The 22,577-nt window shown below is 52.6% G+C and carries 20 protein-coding genes and 2 tRNA genes; 19 read left to right on the top strand and 3 right to left on the bottom strand.

Going from position 1 to position 22,577, the window contains the following annotated elements; translation table 11 throughout:
* Positions 1-134 precede the first annotated feature (134 nt).
* Positions 135-1,301 carry an acyl-CoA dehydrogenase family protein gene (locus tag KFE80_06525; GenBank protein ID UTW46523.1) on the top strand — a complete coding sequence of 389 codons (1,167 nt, stop codon included), beginning with the start codon at positions 135-137 and terminating at the stop codon, positions 1,299-1,301.
* A 12-nt stretch (positions 1,302-1,313) separates the two neighbouring features.
* Entirely contained in the window at positions 1,314-2,093 is a 780-nt protein-coding gene (locus KFE80_06520; GenBank protein UTW46522.1) for an SDR family NAD(P)-dependent oxidoreductase, read from the top strand.
* A gap of 166 nt (positions 2,094-2,259) precedes the next feature.
* On the opposite strand, the gene rrtA is transcribed toward KFE80_06520, so the two are convergent.
* Positions 2,260-2,826, bottom strand: coding sequence for a rhombosortase (rrtA, locus tag KFE80_06515; protein ID UTW46521.1), 567 nt, complete (start codon positions 2,824-2,826; stop codon positions 2,260-2,262).
* 196 nt (positions 2,827-3,022) lie between these two features.
* Between rrtA and KFE80_06510 the strand changes: the two genes are divergently transcribed.
* The 6 genes from KFE80_06510 to KFE80_06485 all read left to right on the top strand — a co-directional run bounded on the left by KFE80_06510 (position 3,023) and on the right by KFE80_06485 (position 11,693).
* Positions 3,023-5,557 (top strand): hypothetical protein, encoded by a 2,535-nt coding sequence (locus tag KFE80_06510; GenBank protein ID UTW46520.1) that lies wholly within the window; start codon positions 3,023-3,025, stop codon positions 5,555-5,557.
* The gene (locus KFE80_06505; protein UTW46519.1) at positions 5,554-6,009 is read left to right on the top strand and encodes a hypothetical protein; all 456 of its coding nucleotides are present in this window, start codon (positions 5,554-5,556) and stop codon (positions 6,007-6,009) included. Before KFE80_06510 ends, KFE80_06505 begins: the two co-directional genes overlap by 4 nt.
* A gap of 212 nt (positions 6,010-6,221) precedes the next feature.
* Positions 6,222-7,415, top strand: a complete 1,194-nt coding sequence (gene carA, locus KFE80_06500) for a glutamine-hydrolyzing carbamoyl-phosphate synthase small subunit (GenBank protein UTW46518.1) — start codon at positions 6,222-6,224, stop codon at positions 7,413-7,415.
* Between the two features lie 34 nt (positions 7,416-7,449).
* The gene (gene carB / locus KFE80_06495; protein ID UTW46517.1) at positions 7,450-10,677 is read left to right on the top strand and encodes a carbamoyl-phosphate synthase large subunit; all 3,228 of its coding nucleotides are present in this window, start codon (positions 7,450-7,452) and stop codon (positions 10,675-10,677) included.
* Positions 10,678-10,692: 15 nt separating this feature from the next.
* The gene (greA, locus tag KFE80_06490; protein UTW46516.1) at positions 10,693-11,169 is read left to right on the top strand and encodes a transcription elongation factor GreA; all 477 of its coding nucleotides are present in this window, start codon (positions 10,693-10,695) and stop codon (positions 11,167-11,169) included.
* A gap of 95 nt (positions 11,170-11,264) precedes the next feature.
* Positions 11,265-11,693, top strand: coding sequence for a hypothetical protein (locus KFE80_06485; GenBank protein ID UTW46515.1), 429 nt, complete (start codon positions 11,265-11,267; stop codon positions 11,691-11,693).
* 32 nt (positions 11,694-11,725) lie between these two features.
* Here KFE80_06485 and KFE80_06480 read toward each other — a convergent pair whose 3' ends face one another.
* Positions 11,726-12,823, bottom strand: a complete 1,098-nt coding sequence (locus tag KFE80_06480) for a hypothetical protein (protein UTW46514.1) — start codon at positions 12,821-12,823, stop codon at positions 11,726-11,728.
* A gap of 307 nt (positions 12,824-13,130) precedes the next feature.
* Here KFE80_06480 and KFE80_06475 point away from each other — a divergent pair, with 307 nt between their 5' ends.
* Together KFE80_06475 and KFE80_06470 are read left to right on the top strand one after the other, a co-directional pair.
* On the top strand, positions 13,131-13,874 hold the full coding sequence (locus KFE80_06475) for a glycosyltransferase (protein ID UTW46513.1): 744 nt from the start codon (positions 13,131-13,133) through the stop codon (positions 13,872-13,874).
* Between the two features lie 45 nt (positions 13,875-13,919).
* Positions 13,920-14,714 carry a DUF547 domain-containing protein gene (locus tag KFE80_06470; protein UTW46658.1) on the top strand — a complete coding sequence of 265 codons (795 nt, stop codon included), beginning with the start codon at positions 13,920-13,922 and terminating at the stop codon, positions 14,712-14,714.
* A gap of 68 nt (positions 14,715-14,782) precedes the next feature.
* On the opposite strand, the gene KFE80_06465 is transcribed toward KFE80_06470, so the two are convergent.
* A complete protein-coding gene (locus tag KFE80_06465; protein ID UTW46512.1) occupies positions 14,783-15,085 on the bottom strand; it encodes a YhbY family RNA-binding protein in 303 nt (100 codons plus the stop codon).
* A gap of 94 nt (positions 15,086-15,179) precedes the next feature.
* Between KFE80_06465 and rlmE the strand changes: the two genes are divergently transcribed.
* The 9 genes from rlmE to rimP all read left to right on the top strand — a co-directional run bounded on the left by rlmE (position 15,180) and on the right by rimP (position 22,545).
* Complete coding sequence (gene rlmE, locus KFE80_06460; protein UTW46511.1) at positions 15,180-15,848, top strand: 23S rRNA (uridine(2552)-2'-O)-methyltransferase RlmE; 669 nt, start codon at positions 15,180-15,182, stop codon at positions 15,846-15,848.
* A gap of 116 nt (positions 15,849-15,964) precedes the next feature.
* Positions 15,965-17,881, top strand: coding sequence for an ATP-dependent zinc metalloprotease FtsH (gene ftsH / locus KFE80_06455; protein ID UTW46510.1), 1,917 nt, complete (start codon positions 15,965-15,967; stop codon positions 17,879-17,881).
* Between the two features lie 184 nt (positions 17,882-18,065).
* Positions 18,066-18,878, top strand: coding sequence for a dihydropteroate synthase (folP, locus tag KFE80_06450; GenBank protein ID UTW46657.1), 813 nt, complete (start codon positions 18,066-18,068; stop codon positions 18,876-18,878).
* An 11-nt stretch (positions 18,879-18,889) separates the two neighbouring features.
* A complete protein-coding gene (gene glmM / locus KFE80_06445) occupies positions 18,890-20,257 on the top strand; it encodes a phosphoglucosamine mutase (protein ID UTW46509.1) in 1,368 nt (455 codons plus the stop codon).
* Positions 20,258-20,413: 156 nt separating this feature from the next.
* Positions 20,414-21,163: a triose-phosphate isomerase gene (gene tpiA / locus KFE80_06440; protein ID UTW46508.1), complete on the top strand. Its 750-nt coding sequence runs from the start codon at positions 20,414-20,416 to the stop codon at positions 21,161-21,163.
* On the top strand, positions 21,156-21,563 hold the full coding sequence (gene secG, locus KFE80_06435; protein ID UTW46507.1) for a preprotein translocase subunit SecG: 408 nt from the start codon (positions 21,156-21,158) through the stop codon (positions 21,561-21,563). Before tpiA ends, secG begins: the two co-directional genes overlap by 8 nt.
* 11 nt (positions 21,564-21,574) lie before the next feature.
* Positions 21,575-21,659 (top strand) — tRNA-Leu (locus KFE80_06430).
* A 190-nt stretch (positions 21,660-21,849) separates the two neighbouring features.
* Positions 21,850-21,926 (top strand) — tRNA-Met (locus tag KFE80_06425).
* A gap of 163 nt (positions 21,927-22,089) precedes the next feature.
* Positions 22,090-22,545 (top strand): ribosome maturation factor RimP, encoded by a 456-nt coding sequence (gene rimP, locus KFE80_06420; protein UTW46506.1) that lies wholly within the window; start codon positions 22,090-22,092, stop codon positions 22,543-22,545.
* The last annotated feature ends 32 nt before the right edge of the window (positions 22,546-22,577 follow it).

Raw genomic sequence — 22,577 nt, 5'->3', positions numbered from 1 at the left:
CTTTTTTACCTTTAAAAGCGATTAATTTCAATATTTTTGGCAAAAAATGGTAAATTTTTCTATCTGTTTAGCCATTCCGTGTTTAACCTCACACTCGATACTATCTGTTAGTTACCACAGGGGAGAATCAAACGTTGGACTTTGCACTGACTGATGAGCAGCAGATGATTCGCGATATGGCGCGCCAGTTTGCTGACAACGAGCTGGCGCCTGTCGCGGCGCGTCTGGATGAATGCGGTGATCGCGAGTTGTTTTTGGGCGTGCTCAGGCAACTGTCTGAGTTGGGTTTTATGGGGCTCAATATCCGCCCGGAATATGGTGGCGTGGACGCCGGTGCAGTGGCGTTCAGTGTGGCTATTACCGAACTGGCGAGGGGATGCGCCTCCACAGCGGTTACCGTGTCGGTCACTAATATGGTGGCGGAGGTTATTCAAACCATCGGCAATGAAGAGCAGAAACAACACTATCTGCCCAAACTGTGCAGCGGTGAATTTCGCGCGGGAGCCTTTTGTCTGACCGAAGCCGGCGCCGGTTCCGACCCGGCGGGTATGCGCACCCGCGCTGTGCGTGATGGTGATGAGTGGGTGATTAATGGCAGCAAGATTTACATCACCAGCGCCGAATATGCTGGCGTGTTTGTGGTGTGGGCGGTGACTGATAACAATGCTGCCAAGGGTAAGGGTATCTCCTGTTTCTTGGTGGAAGAGGGCGCGCCGGGGCTGAAAATTGGCCGCGCCGAAGAAAAGATGGGCCAGAAGGCATCGGTGACCAATGAGGTGTTGTTTGAAGATTGTCGAATACCCGCTTCTGCCTTAATGGGCGAAGAAAACGATGGCTTTCGCATCGCCGTTGCCGAGCTGGCCGGTGGTCGTATCGGTATTGGCTCGCTGGCACTGGGGGTGGGGCAGGCGGCACTGGATTACGCCCGCCAGCACTTGTTGCAGCGCTACCAGTTTGGCCAGGCACTGTCCAACTTCCAGGGCTTGCAGTGGATGCTGGCGGATCGCTACACCGAGCTGGAAGCAGCGCGCCTGCTGCTGATGCAGGCTGCAGAATTCAAACAACGCGGCCTGACGTTCTCTAAGCAGGCTTCCATGGCAAAACTGTTCGCCAGTGAAAAGGGTAACGATGCTTGCTATACCGCACTGCAAATGCTGGGCGGTGGTGGCTACGTCAAAGAGTACCCGCTGGAGCGTATGGCGCGCGACAACCGCATAACCACTATTTACGAGGGCACCAGCGAAATTCAACGCCTGGTGATTGCCCGTGAGTTATTGAAAGAAGCCAGAGAGCTGAGTTAAAGGATCGAGCTGATGGATATTAAAAACAAAGTCGCCATTGTTACTGGCGGTGCCTCTGGTTTGGGTCGGGCCACTGCAGAGATGTTGGCACAGCAGGGCGCCAAGGTGGCCATTTTTGATCTGAACGACGAACAGGGGCAGCAAGCGGTGGCGGAAATTGGCACCGATAAGGCCGCCTTTTTTGCGGTGGATGTCACCAGCGACCAATCTGTTGAGCAAGCCGTTGATGCAGTGCTCAACCACTTTGGTGGGGTGCACCTGTGTGTGAACTGTGCGGGTATTTGCCCGGCGGCGCGCACGCTCAGTCGCGATGGCGAGCCCATGCCACTCTCCGGGTTTTCTGCCGCCATCAATATTAATCTGGTGGGCAGCTTTAATGTGGCCCGCGTGGCAGCGGCAGCTATGGCTAAAAACGAACCCAGCGGCGAAGCAGGCGAGCGCGGTGTGATCATCAATACCGCATCGGTGGCCGCCTACGAGGGCCAGATTGGCCAGACCGCCTACGCTGCCAGCAAGGGCGGCATTGTTGGGCTGACCCTGCCCATGGCCCGCGATCTGGCGCCCCTGGGTATTCGAGTGATGGCTATTGCACCGGGCATTATGGGTACCCCCATGATCAAGGCAATGCCGGAAAAAGTGCAGGACGCTTTAGTCGCCAATATTCAATTCCCCAAGCGCCTCGGGTTGCCCGGCGAAGATTTTGCCGCACTGGTGGTGCATATTGCGGAAAATGCTTATTTAAACGGTGAGACTATTCGTTTGGATGGAGCGATCAGAATGGGGCCGAAATGATTTCAGCTGCGGGCCTCGGGTTACGGGCTGCGAGCAGATCGAGCGAGGTTGTCATTTTGAGCGCAGCTAAGAATCTCACAACTGGCGGCAAGTTTTAAGTTCATTCGTTGCGCTCGGCGGTGAATCTCGCTGGGGCAGCTCGCGGCTCGTAGCCCGCAGCTCGAAGCTATCTCCGCAACACAATTCCAATCACACCCAAAACCAACCCACTCAAAGCCCCATACAAATGCGCATCCACCGCAGTAGGTACATGGCTGATGGTGGAGACGATCACTTCTTTGCCGGCAAGCTGCTCCATAAACACCTTGATGCCTATGGCCACCAGGATCACCCCGTTAATGAGTGGCATCTGACGCCACTGCAAGATGGCCGCCGCCACCAGCAGGCCGGTGAGTACCCCGGAAAATCCCATGTACCACTTCAACGGGGTGAGCCACAAAATACCTGCGCTGACGCCAACGCACAGCAGCGGCACCAGTATCAGCCAGTGTTTCCAGCTGAAAAATCCCCGATAAAGGCCCTGAAAGAGTATTACCACAGCACCATTAAAGGCCAGGTGGGTCCAGTTGATATGAATGAAGTGACCACTGATTAGACGCCACCACTCTCCGTTGCCTACCGACACACGGTTTAGGGACAGCATTTGCTGATAGCTTGGTGCAATCAGTTGTGCTGCGACAAACAGGGCGCAGCAGATTAACGGAAAGCAGTAGGGTGCTAATGACGATCGCATGGAATCCACTTGTTCGCAGTATCCACAACAGAATGCCGTGCTAAACGTGAACTGGCTGGCAATTCTGATTGCGCTGCTTGATTAGAATGAGCTTTATTAGAAATCATGGGTCAATAATGGACTGTATAGACCATTGTGTGGTCATACAAGATGACTCACTGTGACTGAATCCCCAGATAAGAGGTGGAAAATAATAATGGGCCGGGTAGTGATTGCTGCATTATTTGTTTTGGCTGGCTTGGTAGCCAATACAGTTTTGGCTGCGGACGAAACACCATTGCCACCAGATACGATTACCCTGCACGGGTATCAGTATCAGTTGGCGTTGGAGGAGAATAAAAACCTTCAGGTACAGTTCTCATCGCCATCTGAAGCTCGCCACTATCGCGGCCAACTGGTTGGCCAGCCCCAGAGTTGGGTTCGATTGTCGGAAATTGATGGCCACTGGCAAGGTGTCTTGTCTATAGCGGGTGAAGCCTATGTGATAGATGTGCCGCCAGTGGCTCTGGCTCACAAAGAAGCGCACTCAGTTGCCCACAGCTACTTGATGAATGCAGAGCCGATCTCCTCCTCCCCCCCAGTGGCTTGTGGTCTTGATCACTCTAAAAAGAGTCAGCCACAAATTGCCGAGGCGGCAATAGAGCCAGCCCATTCTGCGTTACAACTTCCCCAGGCTGCTACCTTTTCGAGCTTGTGCCAGAATCGAGTTGATGATGGCGCTGGTGGCCAGGTATGCCTGCTGGCAGAAATGGAATTTGCCTTTGATCAGGCTTTTCAAAGTGAATTCGGTGCCAATGCTCGTGCTCAGGCAGAGTCGTTGATCAATATCGTCGAGGGTTTTTACCGCAATGATTTCGGCATTATTTTTGACACCATTACCCTGGAACTAATCAGCGGCACAGTATTCTCCACCACCACACTGGCCAGTGAAGATGAAGATGGTAATCCTGGCCTATTGGATGATATTCAAGATAAAAAACAGAACGATCAAATTCCGTTTATACAAAATGACCGGGCGTTATTTCACTTGGTAACTGGGCGCAATTTTGATGGTAGTACAGCCGGTGTTGCCTTTGTGGGGGTGCTCTGTAATCGGTTTGGCTTTAGTTCGGGTACGTCACAAGTTTTGAGGCGCTTTAATGGTACACCCAATTTGCCGCTAACTGCTCTGGTTGTTGCCCATGAAATTGGCCATAACTTCGGTGCCAGCCACGACAGCGAAGGAAATAGTTGCAGTAGCAGTGGTTTTATTATGGCTGCATCGGTCAGCGGTTCGGCAACTGGTTTCTCAAGCTGCTCTCAAGACAGTATCACCGCGGAAATCTCCAGTGTCAGTGATAATTTGTTACCCAGTTGCTTTAATTTTCCGGCAGATATTGCCATTGCGGCCAGTAGTGCCAACCCCAGCTCTGCAGTTATTGGTAACGAAGCGGTTCTTGAGTACTCGGTTTCAGTCAGTAACGCTTCTCGCAATGTTGCCGGGGTTCGGGTTGCCGGCTCAGTGCCCGCTTCCCAAGGGCGTTTCAATACCGTTGAACTCAGTGGCCAAAGCTGTACGGTGGCGGGTGATGGCTTGAGTTTTAGCTGCAATGTTAACGCTCCTGCATCGTCTCTGACGTTAATCAGCCGTGTGGTACCAAGTACTGACAATGCGACTTTTACTTATCAGGCAGAATCGACCGGTGATGATCAAATTGTCGATATCAATAATGCGAATAATCAGGTGCAAACGGCTTTGGCGGCCACTGGTGCAGTGACGCCTCCCGTTGCCGCCAGCGGTTTATCCGCTAGCCAGGGTTCCGGTACTGTCGTGGATTTGAGTTGGTCAGATAACAGTGATGATGAAAGTAGCTTTCGTATTGAGCGCCGGGTGGGTGGTGGCAGCTTCTCCAGCTTGGCAACCGTGGCTGCCAATAGCACCAGTTTTTCAGACAACACCAGTGTAGCTGGTATTAACTACGGTTATCGAATATTCGCCGTGAACAGTGGTGGTAATTCTAATGCCAGTAACGAGGCGACCATAACACCAGTAGAGCCTGTACCTTTAGCTCCAAGTCGCTTGTCGGCTACCCTGGGAGCAAGCAGCAATGTGGACCTGAGCTGGGCCGACAACAGCGACAATGAGTCTGGATTTCGTGTTGAACGTCGTATAGGCAGTGGCAGTTTTTCGGTGCTGACTACGGTTGCTGCCAACAGTGTCCGTTTCTCGGATACAACTGCTGAGGCAGGCACAGATTATGGCTATCGGGTGATCGCGATTAACAGTGGTGGGGACTCAGTGCCCACAACTGAGGCCACAATCAGTGTTCCAGAACTATTGCCAGCTGCCCCCAGCGGCTTGTCAGCCAGTCTTGGTTCGGGAAACAATGTGGCCTTGAGTTGGGTGGATAACAGCAACAATGAAGATAATTTCCGCATAGAGCGCCGAGTGGGTACGGGTGCCTTTTCTACTTTGGCCACAGTGGCGGCCAATACCACTGCATTTACAGATACCAGCACAGCTCAAAACACCAGCTACAGCTATCGGGTTGTTTCACTGAACAGCGCCGGGGATTCAGCTGCCAGTAATGTGACCAATATCACCACACCTGCTCCAATACCACCAGCGCCCACGCCGGCACCTGCTCCTGCACCTCCTGCTAGCAGCGGAGGTGGTGGCGCCTTTGGTTGGTTGATGTTTTTTTTGGTCCCGCTGCTGTGGTTGAACCGTCAGAGAGGATATCGCCTGTGAAGTGGGCTGCAGTGACACTGCTGGTGATGGGTTTATCCGGTTGCGGTAGTGCGGTTAACTCTGAATATAACAGCGCGAATTTGGGTGATCAGACGCCTCAACAGCAGTGGGCTAATTTATCGCCGCAAAATTATGTATACACAGCTCAGCGCAGTTGCTTCTGCACCTCTGAATACACTCGCCAAATACGAGTAGTGGTGAGTAAAGGGAGCGTTGTAAGTGCGACCTATCTGGATAGTGGAACTATGGTATCGGCGCAAGTGTTGAAATCTCTGCGCACAGTGGACCAATGGTTTGCTTACATACGCAAAGGCCAGGAAAAGCCATTTCACCAATTGGAAGTCAGCTATGATCCCAAATTGGGCTACCCAACTCGTATTTACGGGGATATCAATGCGCGCATAGCGGACGATGAGCAGACAGTTACTCTTTCGGATTTGGCTATTCAATAGCGTCGATTTGCCGCAAAATGGCATAGACAAAAAGCAGCAACTCACCTAGAATGCCCGGTTAGATTTCCACCGGCCAGAGAGTGCTTGAATCACCGGGCAAATAAATACAAAGCGAGATGAAGCGAATAGCGGCATCTCGCTTTTTTACAGCCTGAAATCAGTGGTTTAGGTACGGTTGGTCGGCGAACTCTGTTTACATTTATCGCCTGAAAATGCACAGAGGATACCGAGTGACAGCTCCCAATTCTGCGATTCAATCCCCCCGCAAACCCGCCATTCTGGTGTTGGAAGACGGTACCGTTTTTCGCGGTACAGCCATCGGCGCCGACGGCGTCTCCAGTGGTGAGGTGGTGTTCAATACCGCTCTTACTGGCTACCAGGAAATTTTGACCGATCCGTCCTACGCCAAACAGATCGTCACCCTGACTTATCCCCATATCGGCAACGTAGGCACCAACGCTGAGGATGAGGAATCCAGTCAAATTTGGGCCGCTGGCCTGGTGATTCGCGACTTACCGCTGTTGGTGAGCAACTTCCGCAGTGAGCAAGCGTTGGATGAGTACCTTCGTGAACGCAATATTCTCGGTATTGCCGATATCGACACCCGCAAGTTGACTCGCCTGCTGCGCGAGAAAGGCGCTCAGAACGGCTGCCTGATGGCTGGCGACGAATTGGATGAAGACAAAGCGCTGTCCGAAGCGAAAGCCTTTGGCGGCCTCAAGGGTATGGATCTGGCCAAAGTGGTGTGCACCTCGGAGACTTACGCCTGGAAAGAAGGTAGCTGGGAACTGGCCTCTGAGACAAACCCCGGTGGTCATCCTGAAAAAACTTTCGACAATCCCTTCAAGGTCGTGGCCTACGACTTTGGGGTGAAGCGCAATATTCTGCGTATGCTGGTGGATCGCGGTGCGGAACTGACTGTTGTTCCGGCGCAAACGCCGGCCAGTGAAGTACTGGCCATGAACCCAGACGGTGTCTTCCTCTCCAATGGCCCCGGTGACCCGGAGCCTTGCGACTACGCCATTGCCGCTATCCAAGAATTCCTGCAAACGGATATTCCCGTATTCGGCATCTGCTTGGGGCACCAACTGCTGGCACTGGCCTCCGGTGCTCAGACAATGAAGATGAAGTTTGGCCATCACGGCGCCAACCACCCGGTGCAGAATCTGGATGACAGTACCGTACTGATTACCAGTCAGAACCACGGCTTTGCGGTGGACGAGGCGAGCTTGCCAGACAACTTGCGGGCCACGCACAAATCACTGTTCGACGGCTCACTGCAAGGTATACACCGTACCGACAAGCCGGCATTCAGTTTTCAGGGCCATCCAGAAGCCAGTCCGGGGCCCCACGATGCGGCGCCATTGTTTGACCACTTTTTTGAATTGATGGAGGCCCGCCGTTAATCGGCGGTCTCAGCGAAACGGGTATTGATCGACTATGCCAAAAAGAACTGATATTCAGTCCATACTGATTCTCGGCGCCGGCCCCATTGTGATTGGCCAAGCCTGTGAGTTTGACTACTCCGGTGCCCAGGCCTGTAAAGCACTGCGGGAAGAGGGCTACCGGGTAATTCTGGTGAACTCCAACCCAGCCACCATTATGACCGACCCGGCTATGGCCGACGCCACTTATATCGAGCCCATTGAGTGGCAAACTGTGGCGAAAATCATTGAGGCCGAGCGCCCGGATGCGGTATTGCCCACCATGGGTGGCCAGACCGCACTCAACTGCGCTCTGGAACTGGCCCGCCAGGGCGTGCTGGAGCAATTTGGCGTTGAACTGATCGGCGCTACCGAAGACGCCATCGACAAGGCGGAAGATCGCTCTCGCTTTGATGTGGCGATGAAGTCCATCGGTTTGGAAACCCCTCGCTCCGGCATCGCTCACTCGGTGGAGGAAGCGCTGACGATTCAGGAGCAGTTTGGCTACCCGTTGATTATTCGCCCCTCATTCACCATGGGCGGCTCCGGTGGCGGTATTGCCTACAACCGCCAGGAGCTGATCGAAATCTGTACTCGCGGTCTGGATTTGTCGCCCACCAATGAGCTGTTGATTGACGAGTCTCTGTTGGGCTGGAAAGAGTATGAGATGGAGGTGGTTCGGGACAGAAACGACAACTGCATCATTATCTGCTCCATCGAAAACTTTGACGCCATGGGCGTACATACCGGCGACTCCATCACTGTTGCTCCGGCGCAGACCCTCACCGATAAGGAATACCAGATTATGCGCGACGCCTCCTGTGCGGTGTTGCGTGAGATCGGTGTGGAGACCGGCGGCTCTAACGTGCAGTTTGGTATTCACCCGGATACCGGTCGCATGGTGATTATTGAAATGAACCCGCGGGTGTCTCGCTCTTCGGCACTGGCCTCCAAAGCCACCGGTTTCCCCATTGCCAAGGTGGCCGCCAAGCTGGCGGTAGGTTACACCCTGGACGAGTTGCAAAACGAGATTACCGGCGGCGCAACCCCGGCATCGTTTGAGCCCTCTATTGATTACGTGGTCACCAAGGTGCCCCGCTTTACCTTTGAGAAATTTACCAAGGCCAACGCCAAGCTGACCACTCAGATGAAGTCAGTGGGTGAAGTCATGGCCATTGGTCGCACCTTCCAGGAATCGGTGCAGAAAGCCCTGCGCGGCCTGGAGGAGGGCAAAGCTGGCTTTGACCCCATTGTGGATTTGTCCGGAAGTGACACCGACACGGCTCTGGCTACTATCCGCCAGGAGCTGCTGGAGCCAGGCTCCCAGCGTATCTGGTACGTGGGTGATGCCTTCCGTGCGGGTATGAGCGTGGATGAAGTGTTTGATATTTCCGCCATCGACCGCTGGTATCTGGTGCAGATTCAGGATCTGATCTTTGAAGAACAAGCGTTGGCTGGCCGCACGCTGGTGGATATCCAACGGGATGAGTTGTTCCGCCTGAAGCGCAAGGGCTTCTCCGATGCACGGCTGGCAGATTTGCTGGGTGTGGGGGAGACAGATGTACGTCGCCATCGAGAGTCTCTGGAACTATTTCCTGTGTACAAGCGGGTGGACACCTGTGCTGCGGAGTTTGCGTCCTCCACCGCCTATATGTACTCCACCTACGAAGACGAGTGTGAGTCACAGCCATCTGATCGCGACAAGATAATGGTGCTCGGCGGAGGCCCCAACCGCATTGGTCAGGGTATCGAGTTCGACTACTGCTGCGTACACGCTGCACTGGCCATGCGCGAAGACGGTTACGAAACCATTATGGTCAACTGTAACCCGGAAACCGTATCCACCGATTACGACACGTCAGACCGTTTGTACTTTGAGCCGGTGACCTTGGAAGATGTGCTGGAAATTGTCCGGGTTGAAAAACCCAAAGGTGTCATTGTGCAGTTCGGCGGCCAAACGCCGTTGAAGCTGGCTCGCGCTCTGGAGGCGGAAGGGGTGCCCATTATCGGCACCACGCCAGACGCCATTGATCGCGCTGAAGATCGGGAGCGTTTTCAGCAAATGATCAACAAGCTGGGTCTGCGCCAGCCACCCAATGCCATTGTTCGTTCCACGGAAGAGGCCATTCAACAAGCCAATGACATTGGCTATCCGCTGGTAGTGCGCCCTTCTTACGTATTGGGCGGCCGCGCTATGGAGATTGTCTACAAGGAAGAAGAGCTGAACCGCTATATGAACGAAGCAGTGCGTGTTTCCAATGAGGCGCCGGTACTGCTGGATTACTTCCTGTCTTCCGCCATTGAAGTGGATATCGATGCAGTGTGTGACGGTGAAACCGTGGTGATCGGTGCCATTATGGAGCACATCGAACAGGCGGGTATTCACTCCGGTGACTCTGCTTGCTCACTGCCGCCCTATAGCCTGCCGGAAGCGGTTCAGGCTGAAATGCGCGATATGGTGAAGGCCATGGCCCGCGAGCTGGACGTGAAAGGCCTGATGAATGTACAACTGGCTTGGCAGGATGGCGAAATCTACGTAATTGAGGTGAATCCTCGCGCCTCCCGTACAGTGCCGTTTGTGTCCAAATGCATCGGCACCTCGCTGGCCAAAGTGGCGGCCCGCTGTATGGCCGATCAAAGCCTGGAAGCTCAGGGCTTTACCAAAGAGGTGGTGCCCACTCACTTCAATGTGAAAGAAGCGGTATTCCCGTTCAATAAATTCCCCGGTATCGACCCCATTTTGGGGCCGGAAATGAAATCCACCGGTGAAGTAATGGGTGTGGGTGAGACCTTTGCTGAGGCTTATGGCAAAGCTCAGTTGGGCGCCAATGACGCCATCCCCACCAGTGGCAATGTGTTCCTCAGTGTTCGTGATCCGGATAAAAGCGGCATTGCTGATGTAGCCCGCGGCCTGATTGAGCTGGGCTTCACCATCGTTGCTACTGAAGGCACTGCAGCGGTGATTGCCGCAGAGGGTTTGGCTGTGGAGAAGGTCAACAAGGTGCAGGAAGGTCGCCCTCATATTGTCGACCGCATCAAGTCAGACGATATTCAATTAATTATTAATACCACCGAAGGTCGGCAAGCCATTGCCGACTCTGCGGCTATCCGCTCCAGCGCCGAACAGCACGGTGTGTACTACACCACGACCTTGGCCGGTGGCCGCGCTGTGGTGAATGCCTTGCAGTACGAAGGTGGTATTAATGTGCGCCGTTTGCAGGATTTGCACGGCGCAGGTCAGTGATTTAAGAGAAGTACTATGAACAAAATTCCCATGACTGCCGCCGGTGAAGCCAAGTTGCGCGCCGAGCTGGAACACCTGAAAAAAGTCGAACGTCCACGCATTGTTGAAGCCATTGCAGAAGCCCGCGAACACGGTGATCTCAAGGAAAATGCCGAGTACCACGCTGCCCGTGAACAGCAGGGTTTTGCCGAGGGTCGCATCCAGGAAATTGAAGGCAAGCTGTCTCACGCACAGATAATCGACGTTACCGCCATCCCGGAAAGTGACAAGGTGATTTTTGGTGCCACGGTGGAAATCATTAATTGCGATACTGATGAAACCGTTAAGTACCAGATTGTTGGTGACGACGAAGCCAGTGTGAAAGAAGGCAAGATATCCTATCAGTCACCCATTGCCCGAGGCCTTATCGGCAAAGAAGTAGGTGAAGTCGTGGTCGTGAATACCCCCTCTGGTGAGGTGGAATACGAAATCGACAGCGTTGCGCATTTGTAAAATACAGGCCTAAAACTCTGCTGCTGTAAATCTTCAGGAACTTTGCCGCCTTTCTCCGTTCAATAGAAAAGCGTTATCGCTTTGTTGTAAATTTTGTGGAGGATAAGATAGTGAAGTTAGCAAGCCTTTTTTCTGGCGCACTGGTGTTTGCCCTCAGTGCAGCCCCTTTTCAAGCGGCTGACGCTTCTGGTGGTTATGGCGGAAGTTCGCGACAAAACTTTCCGAACCCGCAGACCAGGCAAGTAGATCCTGCGTATGAGCGAGGTAAGGCGTTGGTGGCAGGCCGTGAAAAGAGCTATGGCAGTCTGCGAGTATGTATTGATCATGCAAAAACCGGTGAGCCTTCCAAGGTCAAAAGTAAGCATGTGAAGCCCTATAAAAAAGGCGCTGCTCTTAGCTTTGCCAATCAGCTATATAACTGTGAGTCACCGGATCAAAAAATTATTGATGTGTACGCCAGAAACGATTTGGCGGCACTGATTCACTACTTCAACAAACGTTACAAAATGAAGTTACAGTACTGAGCAGATGCATTTTTAACAGCTTCGTTTGTTATTTAAGACCCTCGCATTAGCGAGGGTTTTTTATTGCGCCAATGATTTTGTGTATCCCAGGCGATAGCGAGAGCTATGGCCGCAAATTCAAGGCCAATCGCCCAGACCGGCTGTTGGTACAAGGCGAGTCCGGAGTTTGGCAGATTGATGCCAGAAGCGTAGGCAAGCAAAACTGCCAGCGACATTGTCCAGGTCCAGCGGCTTGGCCATAGCACCGCAAACGGCAATATCCAAATGGCGTACCATGGATTTAGGACCGGGCTGCAAATAAGCAGCATGGCGAATAGCCAATCCCCCCCAGGTAATGTATTCAGGGGTGTCTTAATGTGTTTCCAGGCGTAAATAGCCCAGCCGACGCAAAACAGCACTAGCAAACCCACTTTCACCGCCTGCGGATTGGCGTATGTATACAGCAGCTGATGCAGTGGTGCGTTGAATTGCCAGCCAGTTGCCATCGCTGCCAACCCCTCTGGGAGTTGCCCGCCACTGATCGGCAGCCAGAGGGCCGCCAAAATTGTCGCAAACAGCAGCCAGCATCGCCACTGAAAGCGCAGCAGTAAGGGAACCAGAATAAGTGCAAATACTTTGGCGGCCACTGCAAGGGCAAGCCAGGCGGCGGTGCGATAAAACTGCTGCCGTTTGGTGGTGACCAGTGCAGCCACCAAAGGCAATAGTGCAATAATGTCCGGGTGGGCAGTAAAGGCAAATTCCTTAACCACTAATGGGCACCAGGCGTAAAGCAGAACCGAGCGTACCGGCGCTATTTTCAGTAGCACCAAAATCAACCCGATATCCATCAGTGCAAATAACAGCTGTAGTGGCCAAACTTGCCCGGGCGCCAGTAAATAGGCGGCGGCAAAAATGTATTGGTTGGCCGGGCCGTAAATGGTTTTTACTTCTGGGTGGTTAATGCCCGTTAGCAATTCTTCTTCAATATCCGACAGTCCATCATTGGCAAAGAATTCCGCCGGAGCTTGAGTGTAGGGAGTGCCAGTCTCCACCAACATGCGGCCATCCCACAGAAAGCGATAAAAATCGTCCTCCATTATTGGAAAGCTGGTTGTGCCAATTAACCGGAACAGCAATGCCCAACCAAGCATTGCGCCTACTGTCAACGTTTTGCCTTGATTTTTTCCGAGTTGATACCACAGGGCAAAGCAAAAAAATCCGCAGAAAAAGCTAACGCCCCATAAGTCCCAAAGGTCAGCGCTGCCTTCCTGTTGGGATGACAGGGACAGCCACGCATACCCCAAAGCACTCAGAAAGCCGGCAATATGCGGTGAAAAAAAACCACCAAAAGAAATTTTTTTCATAACCGAGTAGTGAGTGAATAACACCGAAAAAGTTCCGCAAAACTAAATTGCGAAAGTAGAGTCAAACGCCGGGTAAACAACAGTTGGAGTTGAGATGTACCGCCACAAAAAAGTTGTTGCCGTTGTGCCCGCTTATAACGAGTCCGCTGCCATTGGTTTGGTGGTGAATGATTTACTGAAGCTGAAAAATAAGCAGAACGCGCAATTGGTTGATCGCGTAGTGGTGTGTGATAACGGTTCCAGTGATAACACGGCCCAAGTGGCCAGCGACGCGGGAGCACAGGTAGTTTATGAGCCTCGCCCCGGTTATGGAGCAGCTTGTCAGACTGCGATCAAAGCACTGGATCGGCCTGATGTTGTGGTGTTTGTGGATGGTGATCATTCCGTATGTGCTCGGGAAATTCCTCTGCTTCTTGATCAATTGGAGCACGTTGACCTGGTGATTGGCTCACGGGTTTTGGGGCGTTGTGAAAAAGGTGCGCTTACCACTCCCCAGCGTTTCGGCAATTGGCTGGCCAGTGCGCTGATTCGATTTTTTTGGAGTGCACCTGTGACGGACCTCGGGCCTTTTCGAGCTATTAACTATCAGGCATTACAGCGTTTGAATATGGCAGATATGGCGTTTGGCTGGACCGTGGAAATGCAAGTCAAAGCGCTTATACATGGCCTTGATGTTGCTGAGGTGCCGGTGACCACCCTCAAACGTATTGGCGAATCAAAAATTAGCGGAACCTTAAAGGGCGTCATTGGTGCTGCCCGAGGGATTTTGCAAACCATCTTTTCATTATGGTGGCGGCAGCGCAGGGGTAACCTGCAAGCCCGCTCTGTATCACATTGATTTAATTCGGAGACAATTGCAGTGAAGTTGACAAAAATCGTTTCAATGGCTTTTTTATTGAGTGTGTCCATGTTTTCCAGCGCGGCACCCAAGTCAGAGCTGTGGAGTATTTGGGACAGTTCTGTTGAATCAAATTCCGAGGTGATTGATCACAGCCTGTGGCAGCAAGTTCTGGATAAATATTTGCAAGGCGGCCACCCATCAGGCATCAATCGCTTCGACTACGGCGCTGTTAACGAGGAGGGCGAAGAACTGTTGACGGACTACCTGGATTACCTTCAGGAGTTGGATCCCAGAAAATACTCCAAAGCAGAGCAGCAAGCCTACTGGATTAACTTTTACAACGCCCTGACGATTCAGAGAATGCTGGAAGCCTACCCAGTTAAATCCATATTAAAAGTTGGTGGCGGTTTGTTTACCTGGGGGCCCTGGGACGATGCACTGGCGGAAGTGGCCGGTGAGGAACTGACTCTGAACGATATCGAGCACCGCATTCTGCGTCCTATCTGGAATGACCCGCGCCTGCACTTTGCGGTGAACTGCGCCAGCATCGGTTGCCCGAACCTGCAGGCTGCGGCCTTTACCGCTGAGAATTCAGAAGCGCTGCTGGATTTGGGGGCAAAAGAGTATCTGTCCCACAAACGCGGTGCGCACTTTGATGACAAAGGCCGTTTGGTGTTATCAAAAATATTTGAATGGTATGGCATTGATTTTGGCGATTCAGAGCGAGCTGTTATCGAAGCCCTGAGCCGTTACGCGCCAGAAGCGCTGGGGCAAAAAATGCGCGAGTATCGCGGCAAGGTAAAATACGAATACGACTGGGATTTGAATAAGCCCTGATTGCGATACTCTCAATAAAAAAGGCGGCATGGATAAAACCAGGCCGCCTTTTTTGTATTTGGGTATTTTCAGCGCAGCAAGTTGGACAGTTTTGGGTTGGGCTTTTCCGCCTTGCGGTACAGCAGGCCAATATGACCAATGGTTTGGGCCAGCTCCGCGCCGGTTTTGCTGCACACCTCGTCCATGGCCTGTTTTTTCGCGTCCCGATCACCGATGGCAAATTTCACCTTAATCAACTCATGATCTGCCAAGGCGCGCTCGATTTCTGCCAGTACCGCTTCGCTGAGGCCATTGCCCGCCACGGTAACCACCGGGTTCAGGTTGTGCCCAAGGCGGCGCAGGTGTTTTTTATCGTCGTTTGACAGTGGCATGCTGTGATCCTGTAGTTAGCTTGTCACGGAATGACCGTGTATAGTGCGGCGCGCATTCTAACGGAAAACCCGCCAAACCCCTATTTTTCGTTCTATGTCTGATAAGCACAACTTTACAGCTTCGTCATCCAAAGGGGCTAAGTCCCGTTCCAAAAGCAGTAAAGACTGGTTGAGGGAGCATGAATCGGATGTTTACGTCAAGCGTTCGCGCGAGGATGGTTATCGCTCCAGGGCCAGCTATAAATTGCTGGAGCTGTGTGATAAAGACCGGTTGATTCAGCATGGAATGACGGTCGTTGACCTGGGCGCTGCTCCCGGCGGTTGGTCTCAAGTGGCGGCAGAGCGTGTCGGCCATGGTGGGCAGGTCATTGCATCGGATATTTTGCCCATGGATAGCCTGGCTGGGGTGCAGTTTGTGCAAGGGGATTTCACCGATGACGCCGTCTTTGAGGAAATCATGGCGGCGATTAACGGGGTTGAAGTAGACCTTGTAATTTCGGATATGGCCCCCAATATGAGTGGAATGAAGGCGGTGGATCAGCCGCGGGCCATGTATTTGGTAGAATTGGCGCTGGATATGGCAGATCAGGTGTTGAAACCTGGTGGTAGTTTTGCTGCCAAAGTATTCCAGGGGGAAGGTTTTGACAGTTGGCTCAAAGAAGTGCGTCAACGCTATCGGCAGGTGGTTACTCGCAAACCCGATGCCTCCCGCGCCCGCTCTCGTGAAGTGTACATCGTTGCCAAGGGCTTTAAAGGTTGTTAACCCGTGGGTCTGTAAACAGTCGTAAACCCGGTTGAGTCGGGCGGCAATCAGAGGATAATGGATCGCGCAGCCTTTTCTGCGCCCTGTATTGGAAAGAGGTCGGTTAGTTGAACGATATGGCGAAAAATCTCATTTTATGGCTGGTGATTGCGATCATCTTGCTGTCTGTATTTAATAATCTGGCTCCCAGCGGTAATGTGTCTGAGCTGGATTATTCCGATTTTATCGATCAAGTGCGCAGCGGGCAGGTGAGTGAAGTTACCATCAGTGGCCAGACCATCGATGGCCGCACCGGCAGTGGTACACCTTTTAAAGTGGTGCGCCCTGAAGTGCTGGACATGAAGCTGTTGGACGACCTCTACAACAACAATGTCCGCATCAAAGCCAAAGAGCCCGAAAAGCAGAGCATTTGGACTCAGCTGTTGGTAGCGTCTTTCCCTATCTTGCTGATTTTGTTTATTTTTATGTTCTTTATGCGCCAGATGCAGGGTGGCGCTGGCGGTGGTAAGGGCGGCCCCATGTCGTTCGGCAAGAGCAAAGCCAAACTGCTCTCTGAAGACCAGATTAAAACCAACTTCTCCGATGTGGCCGGTGTTGACGAAGCGAAAGAAGATGTCCACGAGCTGGTGGAGTTTTTGCGCGATCCCAGCCGTTTCCAACGCTTAGGCGGCCGTATTCCCCGGGGTGTGCTGATGGTGGGCCCCCCTGGTACTGGTAAAACCCTGTTGGCGAAAGCCATTGCGGGGGAGGCGAAAGTACCTTTCTTCTCCATTTCCGGCTCCGACTTTGTGGAAATGTTTGTGGGTGTGGGTGCTTCTCGTGTGCGCGATATGTTCGAGCAAGCCAAAAAGCAATCCCCTTGCATTATCTTTATTGACGAAATCGATGCCGTAGGTCGCCATCGTGGTGGCGGCTGGGGCGGCGGCAACGACGAGCGCGAGCAAACCCTCAACCAATTGTTGGTCGAAATGGACGGCTTTGAAGGTAACGAAGGCGTGATTGTGATCGCCGCCACCAATCGTGCCGATGTGTTGGATAAAGCCCTGCTTCGCCCAGGCCGTTTTGACCGCCAGGTGTATGTGAGCCTGCCGGATATCCGCGGTCGTGAGAAAATTCTTCAGGTGCATGTGCGCAAGGTGCCAGTTGATGACAATGTGGATCTGCGAGTGGTGGCCCGTGGTACACCCGGGTTCTCCGGTGCAGACTTGGCCAACTTGGTGAATGAGGCAGCCTTGTTTGCCGCTCGTTCCGACAAGCGCCTGGTCACCATGGAAGAGTTTGAAAAAGCTCGCGACAAGATCATGATGGGTGCTGAGCGCCGTTCCATGGTGATGTCCGAGGCGGAAAAAGAAATGACCGCTTACCACGAAGCGGGTCACGCTATCGTTGGTTACCACATGCCCGAGCACGACCCGGTACACAAGGTCACCATTATTCCTCGTGGCGGTGCCCTGGGTGTTACTCAGTACCTGCCGGAAGACGACAAACACAGTCACAGCCGTCGCTATCTGTTGGGGCGCATTGCGTCCGCTTACGGTGGTCGTATTGCCGAAGATATGGTGGGTGGTGCTGATGCGGTATCTACTGGTGCATCCAGTGATATTGAGCAGGCTACCAATATCGCCCGCAATATGGTGACCCGCTGGGGTTTGTCCGACGTCATGGGGCCAGTGCTCTATGGTGAAGAAGATTCGCAAATGCCTGGCAGTGGCAACAAAACCTATTCCGGGCGTACCTCTCGCGAGATCGATGAGGAAATCCGCAAAATCCTTGATGACTGCTATAAAACTGCCGAAGGTCTATTGGAAGAGAATCGAGATGTGCTGGAAGCCATGAAAGATGCGTTGATGGAATACGAAACCATCGATTCGGAGCAGGTGAAAGACCTGATGGAGCGGCGCAAAGTGCGCGCGCCACGGGATTGGCAAGACAGTGACTTTGGTGGCGGCTCATCCGCTGATAAAACTGAGGGAAGTCTGGACTCTGATGACGATAAACCTCTCGATGACAACGCTGCCGATCCAGCTAAGTAATCGATTTGAATAGTATTTATCAGCTCTTCAGCTAATAGTAATAATGGGTGCCTTCGATGGTTATCGAAGGCATTTTTATTTGTTTTATCTGTTATTTCAGTTGAACGGTGGTAGCCGCTCAGCGCTTAAAAAACCCTAAAGTATGCCTCTATCGTTAACTCTAGACAGCCGCCAACCATTGATTATGGGGATACTCAATATTACCCCTGACTCATTCTCTGATGGTGGTCAACTCTACAGTGAGCAAGCCGTTAATCTGGATCGAGTACTGCGCACCGCAGAGAAGATGCTGGAGGATGGTGCCGATATTCTGGATATTGGCGGTGAATCAACGCGGCCAGGCGCCCAACCAGTATCCGTTGATGAGGAGTTGGACCGAGTTATCCCGGTTATTGAGGCAATCAAGCAGCGTTTAGGGATTCCCTTGTCACTGGATAGCAGCAGCCCCGAGGTCATCACCGCTGCGGCTGCTTCCGGCATAGCGTTGATTAATGATGTTCGCGCGTTATGCCGTGACAGGGCCTTGCAGGCAGCGTCAGCAACAGGCTTGCCGGTTTGTCTGATGCACATGCAGGGCGAACCGGGCACTATGCAGGCACAGCCGACCTATATGGATGTGGTGTGCGAGGTGCAAGAGTTTTTGCAAATGCGGATTAATGCCTGCTTGCAGGCGGGTATTGAGAAACAGAATATTCTGGTTGATCCGGGGTTTGGGTTTGGTAAGACCCTGGAGCACAACCTGGCTCTGTTTCGCGCTTTACCACAGCTGGCGGATTTGGGCTGCCCCATCCTTGTTGGGGTGTCCCGAAAACGGATGATTGGTGCGATACTGTCGGAAAAGGGCGTTGATCGCGATCTTGAAGGTCGGCTGACCGGCAGTGTTGCTCTGGCAATGTTGGCGGCCCAGCGAGGTGCTTCCATTGTGCGAGTGCACGATGTCAAGCAAACCGCCGATGCCCTGAAAGTTTGGGCTGCGGTCGAAAAAATCAATAAATAAGGGAGTCTCCCATGGGGGGTAAACGCAATTACTTTGGCACTGATGGCATTCGCGGTACGGTGGGTGAGGGCCCAATAACCGCAGATTTTGTAATGCGTTTGGGCTGGGCGGTTGGCAAAGTGTTCGGTGCAAGAGCCAAAAAAGGCCGCAAGCTGGTGCTTATTGGTAAAGATACCCGGGTGTCTGGGTATATGTTTGAATCCGCGCTTCAGGCTGGTTTGATTGCCTCGGGTGTGGATGTGGGCCTGTTGGGGCCGATGCCGACACCGGCGATTGCCTATTTGACTCGTACTTTCCACGCTCAGGCTGGCATTGTGATCAGCGCTTCTCACAACCCTTTTCAGGATAACGGTATTAAATTCTTTGGCCCTGACGGTTATAAGCTGCCCGATGAGGTGGAAGAAGAAATAGAGCACTATCTCGACCAACCCATGGTCACCGAACAATCCAGTGAGCTTGGCCGGGCAGAGCGTATCGCTGACGCCGCCGGCCGTTATATTGAATTTTGCAAAGCGGTATTACCGCGAGACTTTGAGCTCACCGGTATGCGCATCGTGGTGGATTGTGCCAACGGAGCTACCTACCACATTGCCCCAAATGTGTTGAAAGAGTTGGGGGCGGCAGAGGTGATTGAAATGGGCGTAACGCCCAACGGTGTAAACATCAACCTGAACTGCGGTTCCACCAAACCGGCGGAAATCCAGCGGGCGGTGGTGGATCAAGGTGCGGATTTGGGGGTGGCCTTCGACGGTGATGGCGACCGCCTGATATTTGTGGATCACCGAGGTGAGCTGGTGGATGGCGATGAAATTTTGTACATCATTGCCAATCATCGCCAACAGTCCGGCTTTGGGTGCAATGGCGTTGCCGGTACCTTGATGAGTAACTTTGGTCTGGAGAAGGCCTTCCAGCAAATGGATGTGCCATTCCACCGTGCCAAGGTAGGTGACCGTTACGTCATTGAAACTATGAAGAAGCAGGGTTGGACCCTGGGCGGTGAAAATTCCGGGCATATTGTCTGCTCTGATGTCACCACAACCGGTGATGGGATCGTGTCTGCCATGTTGGTATTGCATGCTCTGAGCGACAGTGGATTGACTTTGCATGAGCTAAAACAGGGAATGAGCAAGTACCCTCAGACCATGATTAATGTGCGTATCAACGAAAAAGTAAACCTCGATGATTATCCGGCGATCGCCGATGCGGTGTCAGCGGCAGAAGCGGAATTGTCTACCACCGGTCGAGTATTGTTGAGGCCATCGGGCACCGAGCCGTTGATCCGCGTGATGGTAGAGGGCGAAGATAAAACCCTGGTGGATCGTCTCGCCGAGCAGGTGGCCGCTGTTGTCGAAACCACCCTGTGCCCAGAAGAGGTATAGACCGAGCAGGGCGTTCCAGAAAACTGTTTCTAACCCCCTTGCGACCGCATGGCAACTCCGCTAAGATTTGCGCCCTTTTTGAGGTGAGCCAAAGCGGCTGAGCTGGTGCTTCCCGCTTGAACTTATCATTGCCGTCGCAACCCATGGAGTTATCGCATGCGCAAACCATTGGTAGCTGGTAATTGGAAAATGAATGGCAGTCTGCAGTCGGTTTCACAACTGGCCGCGGGCATACGGTCTGGCTGTGCTGATATCGACAACGTCGAACTGCTGGTATGTCCACCGTCTGTTTTTATTCCACCGGTTGTGCAGGTGTTGGCTGAAGCGGGAGTGGCCGTTGGTGGTCAGAACCTCAGTGAACACGCCGAGGGTGCGTATACCGGCGAAGTATCTGCGGATATGTTGCTGGGCAGTGGTTGCAGTCATGTGATTGTTGGCCACTCAGAGCGCCGTGCTTTATACGGCGAGTGCAGCCACACTGTTGCGCGAAAATTTATGGCTGCTCAGCAGGCAGGGCTGATACCGATTTTGTGTGTTGGTGAAACGCTTGAGCAGCGCGAGGCTGGCAATACACTTAGTGTTGTTGCAGAGCAGTTGCAGGCAGTGGTTAATGCTGCCGGGTTGGATAAGGTGACCGAGGCGGTTGTTGCCTACGAACCGGTTTGGGCGATTGGTACTGGAGTGACTGCCACTCCGGAGCAGGCTCAGGAAGTTCATCAGGCAATACGCAGCCAGTTGGGCGCGGAGGGTGTAAAAACCCGGATTTTGTACGGTGGCAGTGTTAAGTCGTCCAATGCGGCAGAAATTTTTGCCAAAGCGGATATCGACGGCGCCCTGGTTGGTGGCGCGTCGTTGGATGCAGAAGAATTTTTGAAGATTTGCCAACAGGCACAAACAAATGACTGAAAATTTACTCCTTGTTGTACACGTACTGGTGGCCCTGGCGATCATCGGCTTGATCTTGCTTCAGCAAGGTAAAGGCGCTGAGGCGGGTGCCTCTTTTGGTGCGGGGGCTTCACAGACTATTTTTGGCAGCTCCGGGAGCTGGAATTTTTTCAGCAAGATGACTGCGATACTGGCGACGGTTTTCTTTGTCACCAGCTTGAGTCTGGCGGTTGTCGCTAAAAATAATGTCAGTGTTTCTGAGGACCCTGCTGCCGGCTTGGTGGTAGAAGATCAGCCGGTTGAAAGTGATATTCCTCTGGTTGATGAAACTTCAGGTAGCGCTGTTGAGGATGATATTCCACAGGTTGGCGAGTCTGCCCAGGATGGAGTTGATAAGCTGGAAGAGGAATCTGGCAAGTAATGCAAGTTATTGCCCAAGTGGTGGAATTGGTAGACACGCTATCTTGAGGGGGTAGTGGCGCAAGCCGTGCCGGTTCAAGTCCGGCCTTGGGCACCATCTGTAAAAACCGTCCGACAGGGCGGTTTTTTTATTTTTACAGTCTGAAATAATGTTTTCATTTTTCAGTAAAAAATCCCGGCTAAAATGCTTGACCGAGTACTGGGTGCTCCCTATAATTCGCAGCCTCTTGAGCAGGACGTCATCTGTTTCGGAACAGTGTTTCAAGGCAGACGTTTCTCAAGTCCGGTGCGGGGTGGAGCAGCCTGGTAGCTCGTCGGGCTCATAACCCGAAGGTCGTCAGTTCAAATCTGGCCCCCGCTACCAACTATTTCGTTTTGATGGTTTGGGCTATCAAAGCAGTCGTTAAAGCCCCATTTATGGGGCTTTTTCGTAGCTAAAGGGATGGGTTTACAGGATGTTGCAGTAAGGGCCATTGGCCCTTTTTTTGGCTTTGCAGTTTGTAAAGGCCAGGTGCAGAGCGTTATTGATGAGTGCGAAAACAGACCAGCTGCAACAGCTTTTTGAACCAGTGGTGGATGCCCTGGGCTGTCAGCTGTGGGGCCTTGAATTATTGCTCCAAGGCAAACACATGCTGTTGCGCATTTATATCGATAAAGCCGAAGGCATTGGCGTCGATGACTGTGAGCGGGTGAGCCGCCAGGTTAGCAGCCTGTTGGATGTGGAAGACCCCATCAGTGGAGAATACACACTGGAAGTTTCTTCTCCAGGAGCAGACCGCCCACTTTATACCTTGGCGCAATGTGAACAATTTGTTGGTGAAAACGTTAGCATCAAGTTGCGTTTTCCCTATGAAGGACGCCGTAACTTCAAAGGCTTGTTAAAAGGCATTGAAGAAGGCGATTTGGTGGTGGAAGTGGATAACCACGAGTATCTGTTTCCATTCGACGGTGTTGAAAAAGCAAATATTATTCCCCGCTTTTAACCCTCTTCAATATAACGAAAGTAGAGTTAGCG

The organism is bacterium SCSIO 12696 (assembly GCA_024397955.1).
Classification (GTDB): domain Bacteria; phylum Pseudomonadota; class Gammaproteobacteria; order Pseudomonadales; family Porticoccaceae; genus SCSIO-12696.
Note: the sequence above shows the minus strand (reverse complement) of the source record. Positions and strands in the feature narration are given on the sequence as shown.

What these genes read in the sequence shown, in the direction of transcription:
- KFE80_06520 (UTW46522.1), top strand. Translation starts at nt 1,314, where the DNA reads ATGGATATTAAAAACAAAGTCGCCATTGTTACTGGCGGTGCCTCTGGT.
- carB (UTW46517.1), top strand. Translation starts at nt 7,450, where the DNA reads ATGCCAAAAAGAACTGATATTCAGTCCATACTGATTCTCGGCGCCGGC.
- rlmE (UTW46511.1), top strand. Translation starts at nt 15,180, where the DNA reads ATGTCTGATAAGCACAACTTTACAGCTTCGTCATCCAAAGGGGCTAAG.
- KFE80_06475 (UTW46513.1), top strand. Translation starts at nt 13,131, where the DNA reads ATGTACCGCCACAAAAAAGTTGTTGCCGTTGTGCCCGCTTATAACGAG.
- KFE80_06465 (UTW46512.1), bottom strand. Translation starts at nt 15,085, where the DNA reads ATGCCACTGTCAAACGACGATAAAAAACACCTGCGCCGCCTTGGGCAC.
- KFE80_06510 (UTW46520.1), top strand. Translation starts at nt 3,023, where the DNA reads ATGGGCCGGGTAGTGATTGCTGCATTATTTGTTTTGGCTGGCTTGGTA.
- KFE80_06470 (UTW46658.1), top strand. Translation starts at nt 13,920, where the DNA reads ATGGCTTTTTTATTGAGTGTGTCCATGTTTTCCAGCGCGGCACCCAAG.
- folP (UTW46657.1), top strand. Translation starts at nt 18,066, where the DNA reads ATGGGGATACTCAATATTACCCCTGACTCATTCTCTGATGGTGGTCAA.
- glmM (UTW46509.1), top strand. Translation starts at nt 18,890, where the DNA reads ATGGGGGGTAAACGCAATTACTTTGGCACTGATGGCATTCGCGGTACG.
- carA (UTW46518.1), top strand. Translation starts at nt 6,222, where the DNA reads ATGCACAGAGGATACCGAGTGACAGCTCCCAATTCTGCGATTCAATCC.
- KFE80_06480 (UTW46514.1), bottom strand. Translation starts at nt 12,823, where the DNA reads ATGCTTGGTTGGGCATTGCTGTTCCGGTTAATTGGCACAACCAGCTTT.
- greA (UTW46516.1), top strand. Translation starts at nt 10,693, where the DNA reads ATGAACAAAATTCCCATGACTGCCGCCGGTGAAGCCAAGTTGCGCGCC.
- tpiA (UTW46508.1), top strand. Translation starts at nt 20,414, where the DNA reads ATGCGCAAACCATTGGTAGCTGGTAATTGGAAAATGAATGGCAGTCTG.
- rimP (UTW46506.1), top strand. Translation starts at nt 22,090, where the DNA reads ATGAGTGCGAAAACAGACCAGCTGCAACAGCTTTTTGAACCAGTGGTG.
- ftsH (UTW46510.1), top strand. Translation starts at nt 15,965, where the DNA reads ATGGCGAAAAATCTCATTTTATGGCTGGTGATTGCGATCATCTTGCTG.
- rrtA (UTW46521.1), bottom strand. Translation starts at nt 2,826, where the DNA reads ATGCGATCGTCATTAGCACCCTACTGCTTTCCGTTAATCTGCTGCGCC.
- secG (UTW46507.1), top strand. Translation starts at nt 21,156, where the DNA reads ATGACTGAAAATTTACTCCTTGTTGTACACGTACTGGTGGCCCTGGCG.